The organism is Desulfovibrio sp. 3_1_syn3, from assembly GCF_000145315.2.
Classification (GTDB): Bacteria; Desulfobacterota; Desulfovibrionia; order Desulfovibrionales; family Desulfovibrionaceae; genus Desulfovibrio; species Desulfovibrio fairfieldensis.
Window position 1 is genome coordinate 449774 of the sequence record NZ_ADDR02000001.1, and the last position, 19332, is coordinate 469105.

At 59.4% G+C, this 19332-nt stretch carries 21 protein-coding genes and 2 tRNA genes; 10 read left to right on the forward strand and 13 right to left on the reverse strand.

The genetic code is table 11. The annotated features are described in order from the left end of the window. Positions 1–61: 61 nt before the first annotated feature. The gene (locus HMPREF0326_RS01840; RefSeq protein WP_008682372.1) at positions 62–1030 is read right to left on the reverse strand and encodes a sigma-54 interaction domain-containing protein; all 969 of its coding nucleotides are present in this window, start codon (positions 1028–1030) and stop codon (positions 62–64) included. A gap of 354 nt (positions 1031–1384) precedes the next feature. Here HMPREF0326_RS01840 and HMPREF0326_RS01845 point away from each other — a divergent pair, with 354 nt between their 5' ends. From HMPREF0326_RS01845 to HMPREF0326_RS01865, 5 genes are all read left to right on the forward strand, one after another. Continuing rightward, complete coding sequence (locus tag HMPREF0326_RS01845) at positions 1385–1858, forward strand: L-2-amino-thiazoline-4-carboxylic acid hydrolase (protein WP_009303086.1); 474 nt, start codon at positions 1385–1387, stop codon at positions 1856–1858. A 225-nt stretch (positions 1859–2083) separates the two neighbouring features. Beyond that, entirely contained in the window at positions 2084–2569 is a 486-nt protein-coding gene (locus HMPREF0326_RS01850) for a tripartite tricarboxylate transporter TctB family protein (RefSeq protein ID WP_008682376.1), read from the forward strand. Between the two features lie 15 nt (positions 2570–2584). After that, positions 2585–4078, forward strand: coding sequence for a tripartite tricarboxylate transporter permease (locus HMPREF0326_RS01855; protein ID WP_008682378.1), 1494 nt, complete (start codon positions 2585–2587; stop codon positions 4076–4078). Positions 4079–4102: 24 nt separating this feature from the next. Next, positions 4103–5086: a tripartite tricarboxylate transporter substrate binding protein gene (locus HMPREF0326_RS01860; protein WP_008682381.1), complete on the forward strand. Its 984-nt coding sequence runs from the start codon at positions 4103–4105 to the stop codon at positions 5084–5086. 99 nt (positions 5087–5185) lie between these two features. Beyond that, positions 5186–6493 carry an L-cysteine desulfidase family protein gene (locus HMPREF0326_RS01865; protein ID WP_008682383.1) on the forward strand — a complete coding sequence of 436 codons (1308 nt, stop codon included), beginning with the start codon at positions 5186–5188 and terminating at the stop codon, positions 6491–6493. A 78-nt stretch (positions 6494–6571) separates the two neighbouring features. On the opposite strand, the gene HMPREF0326_RS15450 is transcribed toward HMPREF0326_RS01865, so the two are convergent. Further along, entirely contained in the window at positions 6572–7306 is a 735-nt protein-coding gene (locus HMPREF0326_RS15450) for a tetratricopeptide repeat protein (RefSeq protein ID WP_020990153.1), read from the reverse strand. A gap of 25 nt (positions 7307–7331) precedes the next feature. Further along, positions 7332–7754, reverse strand: coding sequence for a PA2779 family protein (locus HMPREF0326_RS01875; RefSeq protein WP_009303089.1), 423 nt, complete (start codon positions 7752–7754; stop codon positions 7332–7334). Positions 7755–8408: 654 nt separating this feature from the next. Between HMPREF0326_RS01875 and HMPREF0326_RS01880 the strand changes: the two genes are divergently transcribed. After that, positions 8409–8591, forward strand: coding sequence for a hypothetical protein (locus tag HMPREF0326_RS01880; RefSeq protein WP_008682388.1), 183 nt, complete (start codon positions 8409–8411; stop codon positions 8589–8591). On the opposite strand, the gene HMPREF0326_RS01885 is transcribed toward HMPREF0326_RS01880, so the two are convergent. The 3 genes from HMPREF0326_RS01885 to HMPREF0326_RS01895 form a co-directional block, all read right to left on the reverse strand. Continuing rightward, entirely contained in the window at positions 8588–8845 is a 258-nt protein-coding gene (locus HMPREF0326_RS01885) for a hypothetical protein (RefSeq protein WP_035072747.1), read from the reverse strand. The two genes, HMPREF0326_RS01880 and HMPREF0326_RS01885, sit on opposite strands and share 4 nt — an antisense overlap. A 124-nt stretch (positions 8846–8969) precedes the next feature. Beyond that, a tRNA-Lys gene (locus HMPREF0326_RS01890) sits at positions 8970–9045 on the reverse strand. Positions 9046–9148: 103 nt separating this feature from the next. Continuing rightward, positions 9149–10855 (reverse strand): glutamine--tRNA ligase/YqeY domain fusion protein, encoded by a 1707-nt coding sequence (locus HMPREF0326_RS01895; RefSeq protein ID WP_051149934.1) that lies wholly within the window; start codon positions 10853–10855, stop codon positions 9149–9151. Between the two features lie 250 nt (positions 10856–11105). Between HMPREF0326_RS01895 and HMPREF0326_RS01900 the strand changes: the two genes are divergently transcribed. Then, a tRNA-Ser gene (locus HMPREF0326_RS01900) sits at positions 11106–11200 on the forward strand. Positions 11201–11462: 262 nt separating this feature from the next. Here the strand turns inward: HMPREF0326_RS01900 and HMPREF0326_RS01905 are convergent. Next, a complete protein-coding gene (locus HMPREF0326_RS01905; RefSeq protein WP_008682396.1) occupies positions 11463–12347 on the reverse strand; it encodes a GIY-YIG nuclease family protein in 885 nt (294 codons plus the stop codon). Between the two features lie 183 nt (positions 12348–12530). After that, positions 12531–12827, reverse strand: coding sequence for a helix-turn-helix domain-containing protein (locus tag HMPREF0326_RS01910; RefSeq protein WP_020990155.1), 297 nt, complete (start codon positions 12825–12827; stop codon positions 12531–12533). A 97-nt stretch (positions 12828–12924) separates the two neighbouring features. Between HMPREF0326_RS01910 and HMPREF0326_RS01915 the strand changes: the two genes are divergently transcribed. Continuing rightward, positions 12925–13188: a helix-turn-helix domain-containing protein gene (locus HMPREF0326_RS01915; protein ID WP_008682399.1), complete on the forward strand. Its 264-nt coding sequence runs from the start codon at positions 12925–12927 to the stop codon at positions 13186–13188. Between the two features lie 23 nt (positions 13189–13211). Here HMPREF0326_RS01915 and HMPREF0326_RS01920 read toward each other — a convergent pair whose 3' ends face one another. Then, positions 13212–13559, reverse strand: a complete 348-nt coding sequence (locus HMPREF0326_RS01920) for a helix-turn-helix domain-containing protein (RefSeq protein ID WP_020990156.1) — start codon at positions 13557–13559, stop codon at positions 13212–13214. Positions 13560–13653: 94 nt separating this feature from the next. On the opposite strand from HMPREF0326_RS01920, the gene HMPREF0326_RS01925 reads away from it, so the two are divergent. Continuing rightward, positions 13654–13965: a helix-turn-helix domain-containing protein gene (locus HMPREF0326_RS01925; protein ID WP_008682402.1), complete on the forward strand. Its 312-nt coding sequence runs from the start codon at positions 13654–13656 to the stop codon at positions 13963–13965. A 147-nt stretch (positions 13966–14112) separates the two neighbouring features. Here HMPREF0326_RS01925 and HMPREF0326_RS01930 read toward each other — a convergent pair whose 3' ends face one another. Continuing rightward, the gene (locus HMPREF0326_RS01930; protein ID WP_008682404.1) at positions 14113–15306 is read right to left on the reverse strand and encodes a sensor domain-containing diguanylate cyclase; all 1194 of its coding nucleotides are present in this window, start codon (positions 15304–15306) and stop codon (positions 14113–14115) included. Positions 15307–15518: 212 nt separating this feature from the next. On the opposite strand from HMPREF0326_RS01930, the gene HMPREF0326_RS01935 reads away from it, so the two are divergent. After that, a complete protein-coding gene (locus HMPREF0326_RS01935; RefSeq protein ID WP_009303097.1) occupies positions 15519–16904 on the forward strand; it encodes a sigma-54 interaction domain-containing protein in 1386 nt (461 codons plus the stop codon). Positions 16905–17086: 182 nt separating this feature from the next. On the opposite strand, the gene tnpA is transcribed toward HMPREF0326_RS01935, so the two are convergent. The 3 genes from tnpA to HMPREF0326_RS01950 all read right to left on the reverse strand — a co-directional run bounded on the left by tnpA (position 17087) and on the right by HMPREF0326_RS01950 (position 19323). Beyond that, entirely contained in the window at positions 17087–17539 is a 453-nt protein-coding gene (gene tnpA, locus HMPREF0326_RS01940; protein ID WP_008686590.1) for an IS200/IS605 family transposase, read from the reverse strand. A gap of 185 nt (positions 17540–17724) precedes the next feature. Beyond that, entirely contained in the window at positions 17725–18417 is a 693-nt protein-coding gene (locus HMPREF0326_RS01945; RefSeq protein WP_008682411.1) for a CBS and ACT domain-containing protein, read from the reverse strand. Positions 18418–18537: 120 nt separating this feature from the next. Beyond that, positions 18538–19323, reverse strand: a complete 786-nt coding sequence (locus HMPREF0326_RS01950) for a fumarate reductase iron-sulfur subunit (RefSeq protein WP_008682413.1) — start codon at positions 19321–19323, stop codon at positions 18538–18540. Positions 19324–19332: the final 9 nt, after the last annotated feature.

The following is a 19332-nucleotide window of genomic DNA, read 5'->3' on the forward strand; positions in this document are numbered from 1 at the left end:
GAGCGTTTGGCTGTTGAAAATATCCAAACGTTCCGCAGCCATCGCCATAGGCGGCCCCGCCCTACCGCGCGCCGTCCTCCTGGTCCCGCCTGAGGTGACGGTACAGCGTGGCCAGGCTGATGCCCATCTGGCGGGCCACGGCTTTTTTGCCTTCCGTACTGCGGCCGTAACGGCGCAGCAGAGTTTCCAGATGCGTCGCGTCAAAGGCAGGCTTCCGGCGGCGCACGACCCGCGCGCCGGAACATTCCGAGGCACCGACCAGCGCAAAGCGCGGCTCAAGCAGTTTTTTGGTGAGCCGACCGTCTTCGCTGAAGCAGATGCCGTACTCCACAAAATTTTTCAGCTCGCGCACATTGCCGGGCCATGCATAGGCCTCGAACTTCTTGAGCAGGCCGGAAGAGATTTCGTAACGTATCCCCCTCGCAGCACTGTAAGACTCGAGAAAAAATTCCACCAGAAGGCGTATGTCCCCCTGCCGTTCGCGCAAGGGCGGGACAATCAGCGGAATGACGTCCAGCCGGTAAAAAAGATCCTCGCGGAAGCGCCCGGATTTGACCGCGTCGCGCAGGTTCCGATTGCTGGCGGCGACTATCCGCACATCCAGCTGGCAGACCTGGCTGCCTCCCACGCGGCGGATTTTATAATTCTGCAAGGTCCGCAGCATCTTGGCCTGCAGGCTGGGCGGCATTTCGCCCGCCTCGTCCAGAAACAGGGTGCCGCCGTTGGCCTTTTCCAGCAGGCCCGTCTGACCGGCGCTGTGAGCTCCGGAAAAAGCCCCGCCCTCGTAGCCGAAAAGAATGCTTTCCGTCAGCGACTCGGGAATGGCCCCGCAGTTGATGGCCACAAACGCCTTTTGATGACGCGGGCTTTGCATATGAATGGCTCGCGCCACCAACTCCTTGCCCGTCCCGGACTCGCCCTGCACAAGAACGACGGCGTCCATGGCTGCGACTTTGCTGATCTGCTCGCGCAGTCGGCAAATGGCCGGGCTTTGCCCTACCAGTTGCATATTTCCATTAACGAAAGACATGCTGCCTTCTCCCGCTCGATTTTTATCATTCGCAATTTATATTGAGAAATTTTTTATTTTTCTAAATGCTTTTATTTTAAAAAATCAATAGCTTTTTCAAAAATAAAATTTATTTAAGAAAAATGAGAATAAAATTTTAAAAAATGTGAAAAAAATCGCTTCATTGTCCACAGTCGTTCTGCGGCATCACGGATAAAAAGACATAAAAAATAGCATGTTATCCCTGGAGAACATTTTTGGCACAATATTTGATTGTACACTGGACAGCATATGCTGCGGCTGTGGTGTTTTTTCTTTATAGTAAAATACATAAAGCATGCTTGACTACTAGTCCTTATGCAAGGAGAAGTCTGTATGGAGTGGAATAAAGAAGTTACAGAGCGTGTTCGCGGCGCAATGCGCGACCGCGCCCGTGTAATGGCCTGCCTCTGCGGCGAACTGGAAAAGATTCTGCCCTCCGACAAGGCCGAAGCCGCGGCGAGGAAGGCCATCACCAGCTACGGCTGTATCCGTGCTGAACGCGATGGGCACAAAATAACGCCCGACGAATGGGTAGACATCCACTACCGCGACATGGGCGGCGTCTTTGAAACGGAAATCACCAAGAACGACGAGTACAGCGAAATGCGCATGCATTACTGCCCCCTGCTGGAAGAGTGGAAAGCCATGGGACTTTCCCCTGAAAAGCAGGACTTGTATTGCGATATCGCCATGGAGCTGGACCGCAACCGCGCCGCCGAGCACGACATTCCGTGCGATATCGTCGAGCGGCTCGGCAAAGGCGACAGCTTTTGCCGCGTCCGCTTGTGGAAAAAAGCCCGGCCCTAGAAGCTGTTTTCCAATTAGGGAGCTTTGCCTTTCCAGCGAGAAAAATGAGCTTTTTACGACGAGAGTATACTCTTATGGTATTCGACCAGTGTGAAAAGCGACGTTTGACGAAGCCGGAAGGCAAAAGAACCGGTTTGGAAACAGCTCCCGGCCCGACACTCGCCGGGGTCTCCCTATGGAGGCCCCGGCAGAAAAAGAGCCTGAGACTTCCGGGGGAAGGAGACCATGAGAATCCATAAGGACGTCATTTCCGGGATCGTCATCCTGCTTTTCTGCGCCGTGGGCGCCCTGAGCACCAGCCAGCTGCCGCCCCCGTCCGCCGAGGAATGGGCAGGTCCCTCCACCCTGCCCTATATCACGCTCGGCGCGACGGCGTTATGCGGCGCTCTTCTCGTCATAACGGGGATTGCGCGACGCAATGCGGACAAGGCCTCACGGTCGTTCAATATCGACCCCAAAGTTCTCGCATTCTATGTGTTCTGGGTCTGCTACATGGCCGCCATGGTCTGGCTCGGCGACCTGATCAGCGGCATGAACCGGCTCGGCATGCCCCACAACGGCGGGTTCATCGTTGCCACCCTGCTTTTCCTGCTTGTGGCCCTGCCCGTGCTCGGCAGGCGCAAGCCCCTGGAAATCATCTGCGTCGCCGTGGGAACCACCGGGATTCTCGTGCTGGCCTTCGGCGGTTTTTTTCAAATTCTCTTGCCCTAACAGGAGACCGGCATAATGGATATCTTTGCGGGACTGCAACAGGCCCTGACGCCGGCGGCGCTTCTCGCCAACTGCTCGGGCGTGGCTCTGGGCATTATTTTCGGATCATTACCGGGCCTGACGGCGGCCATGGGCGTCGCGCTGCTCATACCGCTTTCTTTCGGCATGCCCACAGTGGAGGCCTTCTCCCTGCTGCTGGGCATGTATTGCGGCGCCATTTACGGGGGCTGCATCTCGGCCATTCTGGTGGGCACCCCCGGCACCGTGGCCGCCGCCGCGACCATACTGGAAGGCCCCAAACTCACGGCAAAAGGGCAGTCGCTCAAGGCCCTGGACATGGCGACCTGGGCCTCCTTTCTGGGGGGCACCTTCAGCGGCGTCGCCCTGGTGACCTGCGCCCCGCTGCTGGCCATGGCGGCCATGCGCTTCGGCGCGCCCGAATACTTTGCCCTGGCCGTGTTCGCCCTTACGGTGGTCGCGACATTTTCTTCCGGCAACATTGTCAAAGGCCTTGCGGCCGCCTTTTTCGGACTTTTTCTTTCCTCCATCGGCATTGACCAGGTTTCAGGGGATTTCCGCAACACCTTCAATATGCCGGACCTGTTCAGCGGCATTCCCCTGGTACCGGCGCTGGTGGGCCTGTTTGCCGTGTCGCAGGTCATGCTTTCCCTGGAAGACGTCTTTCGCGGCCAGTTCGGCATAGTGAAATACGGCCGTCTTTCCAACAAGGGCCTGGCGCTCAAGGAGCTGTTGGTCCAGAAATTCAATCTGCTACGTTCCTCGGTCATCGGCACGATCATCGGCATCATTCCGGCGACGGGTGCCAGCGCGGCCTGTTTCATCGCCTACAGCGAAGCCAAGCGGCACTCGGCCACGCCGGAAGCCTTCGGCACGGGAACCCTTGAGGGCATTGCCGCCACGGAAAGCTCCAACAACGCCGTCACGGGCGGGGCGCTCATTCCCATGATGGTTCTGGGAGTGCCGGGGGATGTGCTGACGGCCATTTTGCTGGGCGCGCTCATGATTCAGGGCCTGGCCCCCGGTCCGCTGCTGTTCAGCGAGCACAGCACTGTGGTCAGCGGCATTTTCGGGAGTTTCTTCGTGGCCCAGGCAGCCATGCTGGTCATCGGCCTGCTGGCCGTGCGCGTGGCGGGCAAGATCGTCCATGTGCCCACCCCCATTCTCATGCCCATTGTCCTGGTGCTCTGCGCCATCGGCAGTTACGCCACCAACAATTCCACCTTTGACCTGTGGATTATGGCCGGATTCGGCCTGCTCGGCTATCTGATGCTCAAGGGGGGCTTTCCGCAGCCGCCCTTGCTGCTGGCGCTGATTCTGGGGCCCATTGCCGAATCCAATTTCCGGCGCACGCTCTCCATCTCCCGCAACGACCTGAGTATTTTTGTAACCAGCCCCATTGCCTGCACCATCCTGGCCGTCAGCCTTCTGATCATCCTCAAGGCGGCCTGGGACGAACTGCGCCGCAAACCCGCCACACCGGCGGGATAGCCTGCAACCGTAAGGAGAACAAGCATGTTTGAGACAGTCAAAAGACGTTTGGCGACAGCCGCCGCTTGCCTGCTGGCCCTGTGCTGTATGGCCGCGCCCGCAACGGCGGAAACCTTTCCCAACCGCCCCATTACGCTGATCATGCCCTTCGGCGCGGGCAACGCCCCCGACACGCTGGCCCGCATCCTCGGCGAATACCTGCAAAACAAGCACGGCATCACCCTGCTGGTCACCAGCAAGGCCGGAGGCAGCGGCATTCCCGCCATGGTGGAGCTGTCGCGCGCCCGGCCCGACGGCTACACCATCAGCCTGACCTCGGCCAACGTGCTGACCGTGGTGCCGCAGGTCAAGCCGTGCGGCTTTACCTACGAGAGCTTCACCCCCATCGCGCAGATTTCCGAGTTCACCATGGGCTGGGGCGTGCTGCCCGCATCGGGCATCACCTCGCTTGCCGACCTTATGGAAAAAGCCAAGGCCGCCCCTGACAAGTACAGCCTCGGCAGCCCCGGCGCGCTCACGGCGCAGCGATTTTTCCACATGCAGCTTATGAAGCATTTCCCCGACTCCAACGTGCCCTACGTCGCCTACAACGGCGGCGGCGAACTGGTGACCGCCCTGCTGGGCGGGCACATCAGCGTGGCCTACACCCCGGTGGCCAACTTCCTGCCGCACAAGGACGCCATCCGGGTCATTGCGGTTTCCAGCGCCAAGCGCGACGCCTACTACCCGGACGCGCCCACCTTTGTGGAACAGGTGGACAAAAATCTGGTTTTCGACTCGGTATACGGCATCGTGGGGCCCAGACGCATTCCCGCCGACCGCGTGGAGCGCCTCCAGGAATTGTTCAAGGAAGCCCTGGCCGATCCCGGCGTGCAGGCCAAGCTGCAACAGGTCTATATCCGCCCCAGCTATTTGCCGGGCGCTGAATTCGGCAAGGTGCTCAAGCAGTACAGCGACTTCTTCGCCGCTCCGATCCGCCAGTACAAGGAAGAAAAAGGCGCCCAATAACCGCGCGGATGAACCGCGCCGACATCCGCGTCACGCGGCGTCCGCCCGCGCGGCTGCCGGAGCGCTTTCAAAACGTCGTCCGCTCTGAAAGGAAAAAACATGTATCGCGACCATCTCGTTTCTTTGCTCAAACGTAACGTCAAACCGGCCCTGGGCTGCACGGAACCGGCGGCCATCGCTCTGGCCGTATCGCGCGCCCAGGAGGAAAGCCGCGGGGACATCAGGGACGTCCGGGTGCGCCTGAGCGGCAACATCTTCAAAAACGCGCGCGGCGTGGGCATCCCGGGAACCAGTGAGTACGGCATAGAATTCGCCGTGGCCCTGGCCCTTGCCTGCGGCGACTGGCACAAGGGCCTGGAAGTCTTCGCCGATGTGAACGAGGACGCCGTAAGCCGGGCCCACGCGCTTCTGGATGCCGTTCCCATTCAGGTGGGCCTTTGCGACGCGGAGGAAAACTTCTTCATCGAAGCCGTGGTCAGCGGCGCGCAGGGCACGGGCCGGGCCGTCATCATCGGGGGCCACACCAATATGGTTCTGGTGGAACGGGACGGGAAAACCGTGGAGGAAGCGGCCCCGGCCGTTGCGGAGGACGGGAAGAAAAGCGCCGTCACGCCCATCCTCAAGGACATGACCATCCAGGAACTGCGGCAGGAGGTCGAGGCCCTGCCGCTGGAAGAGATCGCCTTCCTTATCGCCGGGGTGCCCATGAACTACCGCATGGCCCAGGCCGGTCTGGAACAGATGCCCGGCCTGGGCCTGGGCGCGGCTCTGCGACGTCTGATGGACGAGGGCGCCATAGAGGAAAATATGGTCAACAAAGTCCGCATGTACGCGGCAGCGGCGGCGGACGCGCGCATGGCCGGGCTCAAAATGCCGGTCATGTCCAGCGCGGGCAGCGGCAATCACGGCATTACGGCCATTTTGCCGCCCTACATCGTCTGCCGCGAAAAGGACCTGGACGAGGAAAAGCTGATCCGCGCGCTGGCCCTGAGCCACCTGGTGACCATTGCCATCAAGGAGTTCTCGGGCCCCCTGTCCCCGGTGTGCGGCTGTGCCATTGCGGCCGGCGTCGGCGCGGCGGTTTCCGTGGCCTGGCTTCTGGGCTGCGACGACAACCAACTGGCCGGGGTCATCAATTCCATGAGCGGCACCCTGGCCGGTATGCTCTGCGACGGAGCCAAGGGCGGCTGCGCCTTCAAGCTGGCCACGGCGGCCTCCGAAGCCGTGCTCTGCGCCCTTCTGGCCAGTCAGAACATCCATATCGGCCACGGTCAGGGCATTGTCTCGATCCACCCGGAAACGACGATCCAGAATCTCGGCACCATCAGCACGCAGGGTATGTGCTCGGTCGATAAAACGGTCATCAACGTCATGCTGGCCGACGCTCCGAGAGCCGCCGCCCTGTAGGCGTTCCGGACATAACAATTCGAAAGGGAGACCGGTGATCCGGCCTCCCTTTTTTCTGTCAGAAGCGGCACTTGCTTCCTACTGTTCCGGGTCCACGGCGCTGGGCCGGGTGAGGCCGGGCTGATGCCGTCTGCCTAGGGCCGACGGCGCGGGCGAGGCCACGGGTACGTCTCCGGGCGGCATGCCGGACCCGGCGGCTTCCGGCGCGCGGTCCGGCGACCGGGCTGGAGCCCGGCCCGGAATGGGGGCAGTCGGCTGGGCCGCGGTTCCGCCGGGTACACCGGCGTCCTGGCGGGCACGCCGACGGCGCGGCGGCGGCAGGGTCTTTTCCGTGGGCGCTTCGCCGCGCAGGACCTGTTGCGTGCGATGCAAGGTATCCTCGCACAGGGGCTTCAGGTCCGGCGGCGCGATGGCCAGAGCCTTGCGGGCCAGGGCGCTGGCTTCCTGCAATTGCTTTTTATCATTGTTTTTTTCACCCAGGCGACAGAGCACCCAGGCCAGATTGTTGTTCAGATGCGGGTCATCGGGCATATCCGGCTGGGCTTTTCGGTAATACTCCAGCGCAACGGCGTCCTGCCCGGTAGCGGCGGCCAGATTGCCGAGATAGAAATCTCCTTCCGGCACCGTGACGGCCGCCGCCGTATACTGGCCCTGGGCGCGTTCGGTTTCGCCCCGTGCCTCGTAGGCCTTGCCCAAGTCCAGATGTTCCTCGGGCGTCAGGGGATCAGGCAGATGATGCGGCCCACAGGCCGCGCAGCAAAGCAGCAGCAAGGCCCCTATAAGACGGCTCAGGCTGTTGAGCGATATGCGCATGGCAAATCCTCCTTTCTCCGCCGTCTCAGGGGCAGCAATATCGGTTATGATTGTAGTCGTCGTCATCGCAGTGGGAGGATGATCCTCCCAGCGCGGCTCCCAGCACGGCGCCGCCCACGAGCAGGATCGCCAGCAGGACCAGCAGGCCGTCGCCGGAGCTGCCCTTGATGTATTTGGGAATCTCCACATCAATGGTTTTGCGGCGCTGCTCGTCGCTCATGGCGGCCGCGGCCTTGGCCGCCGCCTCTTCCTGCTGGCCGCGCGCCATGAGATAGTGGCGTACGATCTTGCCTTCCAGATCCCGCCGCGCCGCCTCCAGCCGACGCGAACCCTCGTCCGAAAGGTTGTAAAGGGTGGGAATGAAACCGGCCACGGCGCGCGGACTCACCGCCAACAGCGGGATGAGCAGCAGCGCCGCCACTCTGAAAAGGCACAGAGACATTCGCATGGCATTCATCCGGTAAATGTGAAACCAGTTGGCACATACAAAGCCGCTTTTCGACGATTCCCCCCTAGCCCTTAGCCCCCGGGTCGTCAACGCCAAAATTTTGTACGCGGAAACCGGCGCTGACGACCGCCTGCCGGGCGGCCGAGGCCGTCCCGACAAAAGTGTAGCGGCGGCAAAACAGGGGGCGTCCGGCCCGCGTCATCTCGAAGTGACGATGACAATTCGCCGGATGAAAAGCCGGCAGTTTACGAGGACACCACAACGAACATCCCCAACCAGCCTTCATTCCCCAATATAGTCTCAGGCCGGAAAAGCCTCTTCTGCCCGGCCTTTTTTGTCCGCGCGGGAGAAATAGGGTCGGGCGCATAAGAACCCCTCTCGGTTGTAAAATATAACTCATTGATATTAATAAATAATCATTCAAAAAATATAAATTCTTATAGCAAATTATCTATTTTTGGCTATAATGGAATCTTCATAATAACTAGGACCGTTTCTGAATAAGAATTGCCATCCTCTGCCAAGAAAGGCGAGGCGAAGGGAGCATATTCAAACCTGACCTTCGCATGGGGCGAGCCTGACGCAGGCAAAGGGCGAAAGGACAATTCAGAAACAGCGCCTAGGGGGGTGCGATCAAATTAGGAGGGATTGCACATGGTAGTGGAAGCGGAACAGATACAGACGGTGGCGGAATTCGACCACGAAACGCGGCTTGCGGTTGCTCATTCAGCCTGCATCATGCTGGCGCTGGATCCGGAACTGAGTCCGAAAGACGCCGTGGCCGATGCCTGCCAGGTATTTTCCGCAGTGTTTCCAAAGGAGGTTAAGGACAACTAAGTAAAGGGTGGGCCGGGTTCTTGGGGGAACCCGGCCCACCCCTTGCGGGGGCCGGGTTGCCAAGCGGAAAAAATGGGGGGAACAGCAAGCATGCGGCCGTTGCCGCACAGGCATTCTTTAAAGCAATCAGACATCTCGATGTCGATGGCAATGAATTTGGGCTGGCGCTGGAACTGGGGATTGCGTTGGGATATCGCCTGTGGTGGCACTTTTTGCAGGTGATCGGAAAAGCCAGGACTGCTGATGTCGGCCATTGCTCTCGGGCAAATCCACGTTGCGTTCCAGGCGCGCGGGCAGGAAATCCGGGACGGAACATCCGGAAAAAGTGAAGCCCCGCAAGGCGTTTTGGGCTTTGCGGGGCTTCGTGAGATGGAAAATTGGTGGGTCGTGCGGGGATCGAACCTGCGACTCTCTGCTTAAAAGGCAGATACTCTACCTACTGAGTTAACGACCCATTGAGGGGGACACCATAGCCGCTTGCCCCCGGAGTGTCAAGCCCGCCGCGCGGATTATGGCCGGGATGCGGCACAGCGCGCCTTGCCTCCGGGCAACGAGACTTACTCGCCCTTCTTTTCCAGTTTGGCCCAGGTATCGCGCAAGGTGGCCGTGCGGTTGAACACGGGCAGTTCCGGCGTGCTGTCCTTATCCTTGCAGAAATAGCCCAGACGCTCGAACTGCATGGTCCGGCCCACCTCGGCGTCGGCCAGGGCCGGTTCCAACAGGGCGCGCACCATGCGCAGCGAATCCGGATTGAGGTTGTCCAGAAAGGTCTTGCTCTCGGGCGCGGCATTGGGGTTTTCCACCGCGAAGAGCTGCTCATAGAGGCGCACTTCCGCAGGCAGGGCGTGGGCCGCCGAAACCCAGTGGATAGTGCCCTTGACCTTGCGGCCGTCCGGGCTCTGCCCGCCCCGGCTCTGGGGGTCGTACACGCAACGCAGCTCCTTCACATTGCCCGCCTCATCCAGCACAGCCTCGCGGCAGGTGATGAAATAGGCATAGCGCAGACGCACTTCCGCGCCGGGAAAAAGGCGGTGGAATTTCTTGGGCGGGTCCTGGCGGAAATCGTCGTGCTCGATATACAGCTCGCGCGAGAACGGCACTTTGCGGCTGCCGTAGTCGGGGTCTTCCGGATGGTAGGGCATCTCGAATTCCTCCACCTGCCCTTCCGGATAATTCTCGATAACCACCTTGATGGGGTCCAGCACGGCCATGGCGCGCGGGGCTCCGGCGTTGAGGTGCTCCCGGATGCAGAATTCCAGCATGGAGTAATCCACAATGGAATCGGCGCGGGCTAGGCCGATGCGGGCACAGAACTCGCGCAGGGCCGAGGGGGGCACGCCCCGGCGGCGCAGGCCGCTGAGGGTGGGCATGCGCGGGTCGTCCCAGCCCCGGACGTGCCCTTCCTTGACCAGCTGGATCAGCTTGCGCTTGGAGAGCACAGTGTAGGTCAGGTTCAGGCGGGCGAATTCGATCTGCTGCGGGTGGTACACGCCCAGAGTGTCCAGCACCCAGTCGTAAAGCTCGCGGTTGTTCACGAATTCCAGGGTGCAGAGCGAATGCGTGATGCCCTCCAGCGAGTCGGACAGGCAGTGCGTGAAATCATACATGGGATAGATGCACCAGACATTGCCCGTGCGGTGGTGCTCGGCGTGGCGGATGCGGTAGAGCGTGGGGTCGCGCATGACCAGGTTGGGCGAGGCCATGTCGATCTTGGCCCGCAGCACGCGCACGCCGTCCGGAAACTCTCCGGCGCGCATGCGGCGGAAGAGATCCAGGTTTTCCTCCACGCTGCGGTTGCGGTACGGGCTCTCGCGGCCGGGCTCAGTGAGCGTGCCGCGATATTCGCGGATCTCCTCGGCGGAGAGGTCGTCCACATAGGCCTTGCCCATTTTGATGAGCTGTTCGGCGTATTCGTAGAGCTTTTCAAAATAGTTGGAGGCGTAGAATTCGCGGTCCTGCCAGTCCCCGCCCAGCCAGCGCACGTCCTCGCGGATGGACTCCACGTATTCGGTCTCTTCCTTGGTGGGATTGGTGTCGTCAAAGCGCAGATTGCAGAGGCCGCCGAACTCCTTGGCCACGCCGAAATTGAGACAGATGGACTTGGCGTGCCCGAGGTGCAGATAGCCGTTGGGCTCCGGCGGGAAGCGCGTGTGCACCTGGCCGCTGAAACGGCCCGAGGCATTGTCTTCCTGAATCCGGGCGCGGATGAAGTCCACGCCGGGCTTGGCCGCTTCGCGGGCCGTGGCGTCATTGCCGGTCTGCATCGTGTCGGGCTTGCTGGTGGGGGCCATAGTGCGCTCCATGCGGAAGTGATAAACGAGAATTTGTAAAAATACGCCAAGCCGCGCCGGGGGTCAATGCGCGCCGGACCGCGACACCGGAAGCGACAGCCCTCAAAAACGCACGAGATCAGAACCGCGCCGCGCCGGAAAGACGGCCCCCGCCCTTGACAGTAACGCCGGACTGAGCTAGCTTCCAACCTCACGGTTTGCCATTGTACATGCTGAACCATGCGGAGAGGTGTCCGAGCCGGCCGAAGGAGCTCGCCTGCTAAGCGAGTATACGGGCTTAAACCTGTATCGAGGGTTCAAATCCCTCCCTCTCCGCCACATACAGTAAACGAAGGGCTTGCGTTAACAGCGTAAGCCCTTTTGCTTTTTATAAGCAGAGGTAAAATCATCAAGCTGCAGACGGCACAGCCAACTTTTTGCATGGTAAAAACATTAATGGGGCCGAACGATAAATGCCCTGCTCAAACCTATCCACGTTGACGGATACGGCTCAAAAAAATTTCTTGATAGTTTTCGGCATATGGTCGTGCCCCTGCTCAAGGAATTGTGTTTTCCGCAACAGGATGCACGATGCCGCCCGCTATGCGCTCTTTTCATCCTGCGGGTCGCAATCCGTGGATTCCGCCGCCAGGTCGTTCAGGGATTTGCCGCTCTTGTCTTTCCAGATGGAACGCCCGTTGGTATTGCGACCAAGTGTGACCGATGACGCCATGCTGGGAGATGAGAAGGTATAATCCTGCGTAAAGGTATAAAGCTCGCCGTTTTTGAGCAGGACGCCCTGGCGGATCAAGTCTTCACGGAATGCTTTAATGCTCTTTGAGATGCTTGGCGTTGTTCCCGGCGCGGCCGTGGAATCTTTCAGCACAATAAATCCGCTGGGGTTCTGCACCGCTTTGGCAAAAATACCGTCACGGCCCTTCAAGGAGAACATATCCTTGGATTTGGCTTTCCCGGTACTTTTTGCACTTTCAAATATATCAATCCCTATCAGAGGGAACACGCCGAGCATATAGCCGAGAAAGCTTTCCATGTCGGCGAGTTCGGACTCGATGAGCGTCGGCGGCTGCGGCTGATTGCCGTTTTCAAGGTTGCAGCGCTTGCGGTCTTTGGCAAGTTCCACAAGTCTGCTTTCAAGATGCTGGATATGCGCCTTGTTCAGGCTGTTGTCCGTCGTAGTGAAAACGACGGCCCAATTCCAGAAGTCCTTGTTGAGGTTATGGCTTTTCAGACGTCCGAGGACAGGATCTCCTTCACCGATATAGATTGTCGGCAAGGTGCTGTCCTCACTGTTACCCACAAGCACGTAAACACCGGCCTGCGACAACTCTTTACGCTTTGTAGCCTCCTGAAAGCCTGTGCGGGCAAAGGTGACTCCGGTTCCCGTCCAGTTCGGACGGCTTAAAATCCGCAGCCCATTGGGCTCGCCGTTCGGCAGAAAGATTCGTATTGAGTAGGCTCCCGGCATATCCTCCCCCTTCTCTGCGAATCTACAGCCCCCAACTTGCGCGAGTCAATAAACCATAGGCTGAAAAGTCCTGGTCTGCCGCTTTTCGTGTAGATTTCCCTGCTCCGCATCTCTATGGCTCGTCGCTTTCCGTTCCGCCAGCGCCCGGCGCGCGAGTTCGGCAATCAATGCCCAAGCCGAAGATTATTCCGGCGGATTGATGTCCGTTACGCTCACAGTCTGAAAAGCGGCTTCCTCCGCTTCCGCCGGGCGCAAGCGGCGCGCGCCCTTTCCCGTCAATATCCAGTCCGGGTTTATCCCTTTGCCGCGCAGGAGCGTGAGCAGCCATTCCGCCGGGATAGTCCCGCGCCGTTTCGCGTCCGAAATGGCTGACTGGTTGATGCCTAAAAACCTGCCCAGCTCTCGCTGGGTTCCGCACCCGGTCACGGCTCGGATGCGCTCCATTGCCGCCGCGAAGTCAGAAAGCAAACTAACGCTCATCCCACATTCTCCTTTTCGACATAAAAAACGATACATCCGAGTGATAATATATTATCACTCAGGTGTGGGTTAAGCAATCCAATGCTATTTGGTAGTAATGAAGGATAGTTCAAACTTTTGTCTCGCCTTGGGGCAAATTATCCGCGAGCACAGAGAAAAGCGCAACTGGACGCGTAAAATTCTGGCCGCCAAAACCGGCATTTCCATATCGCATGTAAGGGTTATTGAAATGCGCCAAGGAAATCCTTCTGTCATGGTTTTTGTTGCAATAGCGGTGGCATTCGGCATCGACGCGGACAAGTTGTTGCTGGAGGCCATGCAACGGCAGACATACCTGAACGATAAAAACCGGCTGGAATAACGAGCAGATGATTCAGTAACACATCACGATGTTTCGCATCCCATCCGTTCCCCCAACGCCCGACGCACCAACTCGTTGATCAGTTCCTGCGCCGAGCACTGTTCCGGCGGGCGGATTTCGATTACGCGCTCAGCCGGAAAAGCGGATTCTCCCGGTTCCGCCGACCGCAGATAGTGCACGCCCTCCCCTGTCAGAATCCAGTCGGGATTGACCCCCCTGTTCCGCAAAAGTTTAAGCAGCCATTCCGCAGGGATGACTTCCCTCCTTTTCGCGTCTGATATGGAGGATTGGCTGATGTCCAAAAACTTGGCTAAGTCGGTCTGAGTCCGGCATCCTGCCGCTTCAAAAAAGCGCTGTAAGGCTGGGAACATGGCATTGTCCTCGCTGACCTTCCCTACCATACAAAATATATACTATCAACTGATTGGCTATATTATAATCGGCGTATTCCTTTATTTGTAAAGGATGGAAGAAAAAATCCTCTGCCCTTTTGGCGAAGTGCTGCGCCATGCCAGAAAAGAGCGCGGCCTTACTCAATACCGCCTCGCCAAAATGGTAAAGCGCAATCCGCGCTATCTCAGCATGCTTGAGAATAATAAACGCGAACCACGATTATCGACGGTGCTGATGCTCGCGCGGGCGATGCGTATGGACGCCGGAGAATTGGTGCGGAACGTGGATGCGCTTTTGCCGGAGGATTGGGCAAAGCCGGATGAGGAAGGTATCCGGCCCAAGAAGGCGGGACGACCGAAGAAAAAGACCACTCAAAAAAGCTGAGCGTGATTCTCACGAAGACGAATAACTGATGCACGCGCATGCCCGCCGTGCTTCACTGTCCGTATCAACGCTCTCCGAATGTAATTACCGCAAAACATCTTGAATGCCGGGCTGGCTGCGGACATGAAAACAGAACCGCGCGGCCGTTCAGGTTGTTTTCCTGTCCGACTCTCCGGCCCCTTCCTTTTCGTGCTCCCGTTTTAACGCGCGCTTGTGGGCATACATCTCGGCATCCGCGCGGGTCAGGGTGGCGTGGATGTCCGCATCGCGCTCCGGGTCAAAGCTGGCGATGCCGTAAGCGAAAAAGAGCGGAAAGCCCGCCACGCTGATGCGCAGGGCCCGCGCGTGCAGTTCGTCCATTTCGGCCCGCAGGGCGGCCACATCCACATTCCGCAGCAGGGTGGCGAACTCGTCGCCGCCGGTCCGGTAGGTTTGGCCCCGGTCCTTGAAGCGCTCCACCAGCAGGCGCGCCAGGCTGATGATGTACTGGTCCCCGGCGGCGTGGCCGCGCTGGTCATTGACCTTTTTGAGCATGTTCAGGTCGCAGGCCAGCACGCTCAGTCCCTGCTGCTCATTGCGACTACAGAGACGCTTGGTATCCAGCTCAAAGGCATTGCGGTTGTTGATGCCGGTGAGCAGGTCGGTATAGGCCAGTTTGCGGTACAGGGGCACGGAAAGGCGGCGCAGCAGCCAAGTGGTGACAAAGATGAACAGGACCACCAGAGAGCAGGAGCCGATCAGGCTGATGGACAGCGCCTTGCGGATGCTCCCGGAAATAAGCCCCGCGTCGAACTCCATGACAATGGCCCCCACAGTGCGGCCGTCCCGGCGGATGGGCTCGCAGGCGGGCAGCACGTCGCCCCAGTCCGTGCTGATCACCTTGTCCGCATGCGCGGGATTGCCCTGGAGGCAGCGCGTCAGCAGGGGTAGCACCTCGGGCTCGATGAGATCCCCGATGTGGCGGAAGTCTTCGGCGGCCGGGTCCAGGCCGTCCACCACATAGACGGCCTTGCCCTGATCATTGAGCCGGGCCGTATAGAGATAGCGCACCGCCGTCAACTGGCGCACGCTCGTGAGCAGATCCTGAACCTCGTCATACAGGGGGCCGCCTTCGTCGGCGGCACTGTTGAGCTCCACCAGGCTTTGCGGCGGAATGCGGTCGGTCAAATAGGAAAAGATGGCGCCCGAACGCTCCAGCACCGTGTTGCTGACGCCCTTGGTCACCTGGTAATAAAAAATCCCGAAAATGGAGATCGCCGTGGCCAGAATTGCCAGGGGGACGCTCAGCAGGATTTTTCTTTCCGTGCCGGACAGCGGCGTACTGATGGAATCCGTGTTCATGTCTCCGGTCCAGGGTGCGTACCCGGCTGAAAAGACCACCGGATGCGGACTGCAGGCGCATAGTAGTATAGGGGACTATACACCAGGGTCGGGCATGATTCAACGAAAAGCTGCCGCGCGTCCCGGCGGGCGCGGAACTTGCCTCAACCCCCTCCCGCCTGTATAAGGAATAGAGTTGCCGCGCGATGCGCGGCGCGACCGAGGAGTTTTCCATGTCCCCCTTCACAAAAAACAGCGAGATGACCTCCCTCATTCTGGACAGCCTGCCCATGGGCGTGCTGTTCTGCGACATGGACTACATCATCCGTTTTGTGAACAAGGCCTATGCCGATCTGCTGGGCCAGCGGCCCGAAGACCTGCTGGGATGCGACATCACGGAGATCATCCCTCACTCGCGCGCGCGCGTGGTGCTGCGCGACGGCCGGGCCGAAATGGGCGAACTCTGCCAGCTCGGGCCGGGCAACGCCCTGCCCGTGGTGGTCAACCGCATCCCGGTGCGCGACGGCCAGGGGCGGCTGGCGGGCATGGTTTCCCAGGCTATTTTCAACGATCCCGAAGAGCTGAAAAAACTTTCCTCCAAAATCGACCATCTGGGCCACACCCTCAATCAGTACAAGCGGCGGATCAAGGCCAGCCTGGCCCCGCAGTACAGCCTGCGCAGCATCCTGGGCGAAAGCGCGCCCATGCGCCGCCTCAAGCAGCAGGTGCGCAGCTACGCCCAACTGGACGCGCCGGTGCTGATTCTGGGCGCCACCGGCGCGGGCAAGGAACTCTTTGCCCATGCCCTGCACGCCGAAAGCCCGCGCGCCGAAGGCCCGCTGGTCAGCATCAACTGCGCGGCCATCCCCAAGGATCTTTTTGAATCCGAGCTGTTCGGCTATGCGCGCGGCGCGTTTTCCGGCGCGCACCAGGACGGCAAGATCGGCCAGATCGAACTGGCCGACAAGGGCACCCTTTTTCTGGACGAAATCGGGGAAATGCCGCCCGAGATCCAGGCCAAGCTGCTGCGCGTGCTGGAAAGCCGCAGCGTCTGCCGGGTGGGCTCGGTCAATGCCCGCAACGTGGATTTCCGCCTGGTGGCGGCCACCAACCGGAACATTTCGGCCATGCTCAGCGCGGGTTCCTTCCGCGAGGATCTCTACTACCGCATCAACACCTTTGTGCTGGAAATTCCGCCGCTCTGCGAACGCGCGGACGACATCCTGCCCATCGCCCGCTATGTGCTTTCGCGCATGGGCCTGGAGCATCTGGCCTTTGCCCCGGAAGCCGAGGCGGCCATGCTGGCCTTTTCCTGGCCGGGCAACGTGCGGCAGTTGCACAATGCCGTGGTGCACGCGGCCACCATGCGCCACGGCGACGTGATCCAGGTGGACGACTTCCCGCCGGACACCCTGCCCAGCGCGGATCTGCCCCTGCGCGCCGTGGCCGCCGCCGGGGACCTTTCCGACATCATGGCCGACACCGAGGCCGTGGTCATCCGCAAGGTGCTGGCCGAACAGGGCGGCAATGTCTCGCGCACGGCGCGCACCCTGCATATCGCGCGCGCCACGTTGTACGAAAAGCTGCGCAAGTACGGCATCAGCCGCCGGAGCACATAGATTTAACAGGCCTGAAAACACGTCCGCTGATTGCCCGACCGACGCCTCGAACCGCCGGGGCGTTGAATATCGTTTCCGCCAATCAGCACCGCCCCTTCAAGGGGCGGTTTGATTTGGCCCTATAAGGGCCTGTTACTCGTCCGCCCCCTGAAGGAGGTCAGACCTGACTTCCGCCGCTATTCCTAGCGACCCATAAATGGGTCTTTATGTTCAAACAAACTATGCTGATCGGCTATTTTGTCTCGTATCTCTTGCTCACGAATATACTTCAAAAGAGTGGCTTCATTCACCCCTACCGTGCTGACAAAATAGCCTTTGCACCAGAAATGACGGTTCCCAAACTTATATTTCAAGTTCGAAAACTGCTCGAATATCATTAACGCGCTTTTTCCCTTCAAGTATCCCATGATTTGTGCCACGCTATACTTGGGAGGTATTTTTATGCACATGTGGACGTGATCAATACATGCATGCGCTTCTAATATTTCAATCTTTTTATACTCACACAACCTCCTTAATATCAGGCCAATTTCTTTCTTGTATTTGCCATAAATAATTTTGCGCCTGAATTTCGGTGCAAACACGATATGATATTTGCAATTCCAACGCGTGTGCTCTAAACTTTGATCATCCATTGTCGCTCTCCTTTGCTACTACGGAAGTCAGGACAACTTTTTTGTAGCAAAGGAGAGCTTCTTTTTTGACAGCTATAGGCTTCGCCTTTTTGGAACTCCCCGCTTAGCGGGGAGTTTTCGATCATAAAAAAAAAAGGCCGCCCGATGGGCGGCCTTGTGATTCAGGTTCGGCGCCGTGCGTCGGCTCAGAGTTTGAAATCCGGCTTGTCGCGCAGATAGACTTCGCCCCCACGGGCCCAGTAGCGCAGCCCGGCGTGGTCCTTGAGCTTTTCCAGGGCCTTGTTTTCCGCCTCCGCGTCTTCGGACCAGAAACGGATTTTCACCTGGCGCATGCCGTCGTCGGAAATGATCGAGAGCACTGTGGAAATGCGCACCCCGTATTCCTTGAGCATATCCAGAATCTCGCGCAGGGTGCCGCGCTTGTTCTCCAGCTTGAAGGCCATTTCCACGCCCTCGGGCATGGCGGCTCCGCTGATGCTGACCAGGGCCTTGAAAATGTCCCATTCGGTGAGAATGCCGACCAGTTTTTCCTCGTCATTGACCACCGGCAGGCAGGCCACGCGCTTTTCAATCATACGCTGGGCGGCCTGCTCCACCGTGCCCTTGTAATTGATGGTCACCGGGTCCACGGTCATGATCTGCTTGGCCGGGGTTTCACCCAGAATGTCGAGCACTTCCAGGATTTCAAGGCCCGTGGTGCGCTGGGGCGCGAAGGCGTTGATGTCCGAGGCGGAAATCAGGCCCACCACAATCTTGTCCGCATCCACCACAGGCAGGCGACCGATGTGGTTGTCCTTGAACAGCTTCCGGCACTGGAGCAGGGAGGCGTCCGGCGGAACCGAGATCACATTGGATTTCATCCAGTCAAGTATCAGCATGGCATGCTTCCTTTTGGCGAATTTCCGCCCGACGGTTCTGGCGTCGATGGCGGCGCAAAGCCCGCGAAGCGGGGTTTGTCATCACGCTGAGGCCGCCGCGTAACGGCGACCGTTCCGTGGTTATGCCCGTGTGTGATCGCAACCGCAACCCTGGAGCTTTTTGCGCAGGAATTCCGGCAGAATGCCGCGCACGGATTCGGCGGACACCATGCGGCGCATGATGCCCAGCTGGTCCTGCAGGGGCAGTTGTTTGGGGCAGACGTTGTCGCAGGCCAGCAGGCCCATGCAGCCGAAAACCCCATTGTCGTCGCCGATAAGGTCGTAATAATCCGCCGGGGTGCGGTTGTCGCGCGGGTCAATATAGAAACGGGCCATACGGTTGATGGCCGTGGCCCCGATAAAGTCCTCGCGCATGCGCGCCGTGCCGCAGGCCGCCACACAGCAGCCGCACTCGATGCAGCGGTCCAGCTCGAAGATCTGAGTGGCCAGTTCGTTGTCCATGCGCTCTTCCTGGGCGTCCGGGTCAAAGGCCTTGTTGGTGTGAATCCAGGATTCGATCTTTTTGCCCACATGCCGAAACCAAGTGCCCGTATCCACCGAAAGGTCGCCCAGCAGCTTGAACACCGGCAGGGGGTGCAGGCTGATGCGGGCGGGCAGATCGCAAGTCTGGGTATGGCAGGCCAGGCCCGGGCGGCCGTTGATGACCATGCCGCAGGAACCGCAGATGCCCGCGCGGCAGCAGAAGTCGAACTGAAGGCTCGCGTCCTGGGTTTCGCGGATCATGTTCAGGGCAATGAAGAGCGTCATGCTGGGATGCTCTTCCAGGTTAAAGGTCTGCATGTGAGGCTGGGAATGGGGATCCAGCGGATTGTAGCGAAAGATCTCAAACGTCAGATTGCGTCCCATGTCGGCCTC

Excerpts from the sequence above, each read along its gene's own strand:
- HMPREF0326_RS01840 (WP_008682372.1), bottom strand. The coding sequence starts at position 1,030 with ATGTCTTTCGTTAATGGAAATATGCAACTGGTAGGGCAAAGCCCGGCC.
- HMPREF0326_RS01845 (WP_009303086.1), top strand. The coding sequence starts at position 1,385 with ATGGAGTGGAATAAAGAAGTTACAGAGCGTGTTCGCGGCGCAATGCGC.
- HMPREF0326_RS01850 (WP_008682376.1), top strand. The coding sequence starts at position 2,084 with ATGAGAATCCATAAGGACGTCATTTCCGGGATCGTCATCCTGCTTTTC.
- HMPREF0326_RS01855 (WP_008682378.1), top strand. The coding sequence starts at position 2,585 with ATGGATATCTTTGCGGGACTGCAACAGGCCCTGACGCCGGCGGCGCTT.
- HMPREF0326_RS01860 (WP_008682381.1), top strand. The coding sequence starts at position 4,103 with ATGTTTGAGACAGTCAAAAGACGTTTGGCGACAGCCGCCGCTTGCCTG.
- HMPREF0326_RS01865 (WP_008682383.1), top strand. The coding sequence starts at position 5,186 with ATGTATCGCGACCATCTCGTTTCTTTGCTCAAACGTAACGTCAAACCG.
- HMPREF0326_RS15450 (WP_020990153.1), bottom strand. The coding sequence starts at position 7,306 with ATGCGCATATCGCTCAACAGCCTGAGCCGTCTTATAGGGGCCTTGCTG.
- HMPREF0326_RS01875 (WP_009303089.1), bottom strand. The coding sequence starts at position 7,754 with ATGCGAATGTCTCTGTGCCTTTTCAGAGTGGCGGCGCTGCTGCTCATC.
- HMPREF0326_RS01880 (WP_008682388.1), top strand. The coding sequence starts at position 8,409 with ATGGTAGTGGAAGCGGAACAGATACAGACGGTGGCGGAATTCGACCAC.
- HMPREF0326_RS01885 (WP_035072747.1), bottom strand. The coding sequence starts at position 8,845 with ATGGCCGACATCAGCAGTCCTGGCTTTTCCGATCACCTGCAAAAAGTG.
- HMPREF0326_RS01895 (WP_051149934.1), bottom strand. The coding sequence starts at position 10,855 with ATGCAGACCGGCAATGACGCCACGGCCCGCGAAGCGGCCAAGCCCGGC.
- HMPREF0326_RS01905 (WP_008682396.1), bottom strand. The coding sequence starts at position 12,347 with ATGCCGGGAGCCTACTCAATACGAATCTTTCTGCCGAACGGCGAGCCC.
- HMPREF0326_RS01910 (WP_020990155.1), bottom strand. The coding sequence starts at position 12,827 with ATGAGCGTTAGTTTGCTTTCTGACTTCGCGGCGGCAATGGAGCGCATC.
- HMPREF0326_RS01915 (WP_008682399.1), top strand. The coding sequence starts at position 12,925 with ATGAAGGATAGTTCAAACTTTTGTCTCGCCTTGGGGCAAATTATCCGC.
- HMPREF0326_RS01920 (WP_020990156.1), bottom strand. The coding sequence starts at position 13,559 with ATGTTCCCAGCCTTACAGCGCTTTTTTGAAGCGGCAGGATGCCGGACT.
- HMPREF0326_RS01925 (WP_008682402.1), top strand. The coding sequence starts at position 13,654 with ATGGAAGAAAAAATCCTCTGCCCTTTTGGCGAAGTGCTGCGCCATGCC.
- HMPREF0326_RS01930 (WP_008682404.1), bottom strand. The coding sequence starts at position 15,306 with ATGAACACGGATTCCATCAGTACGCCGCTGTCCGGCACGGAAAGAAAA.
- HMPREF0326_RS01935 (WP_009303097.1), top strand. The coding sequence starts at position 15,519 with ATGTCCCCCTTCACAAAAAACAGCGAGATGACCTCCCTCATTCTGGAC.
- tnpA (WP_008686590.1), bottom strand. The coding sequence starts at position 17,539 with ATGGATGATCAAAGTTTAGAGCACACGCGTTGGAATTGCAAATATCAT.
- HMPREF0326_RS01945 (WP_008682411.1), bottom strand. The coding sequence starts at position 18,417 with ATGCTGATACTTGACTGGATGAAATCCAATGTGATCTCGGTTCCGCCG.
- HMPREF0326_RS01950 (WP_008682413.1), bottom strand. The coding sequence starts at position 19,323 with ATGGGACGCAATCTGACGTTTGAGATCTTTCGCTACAATCCGCTGGAT.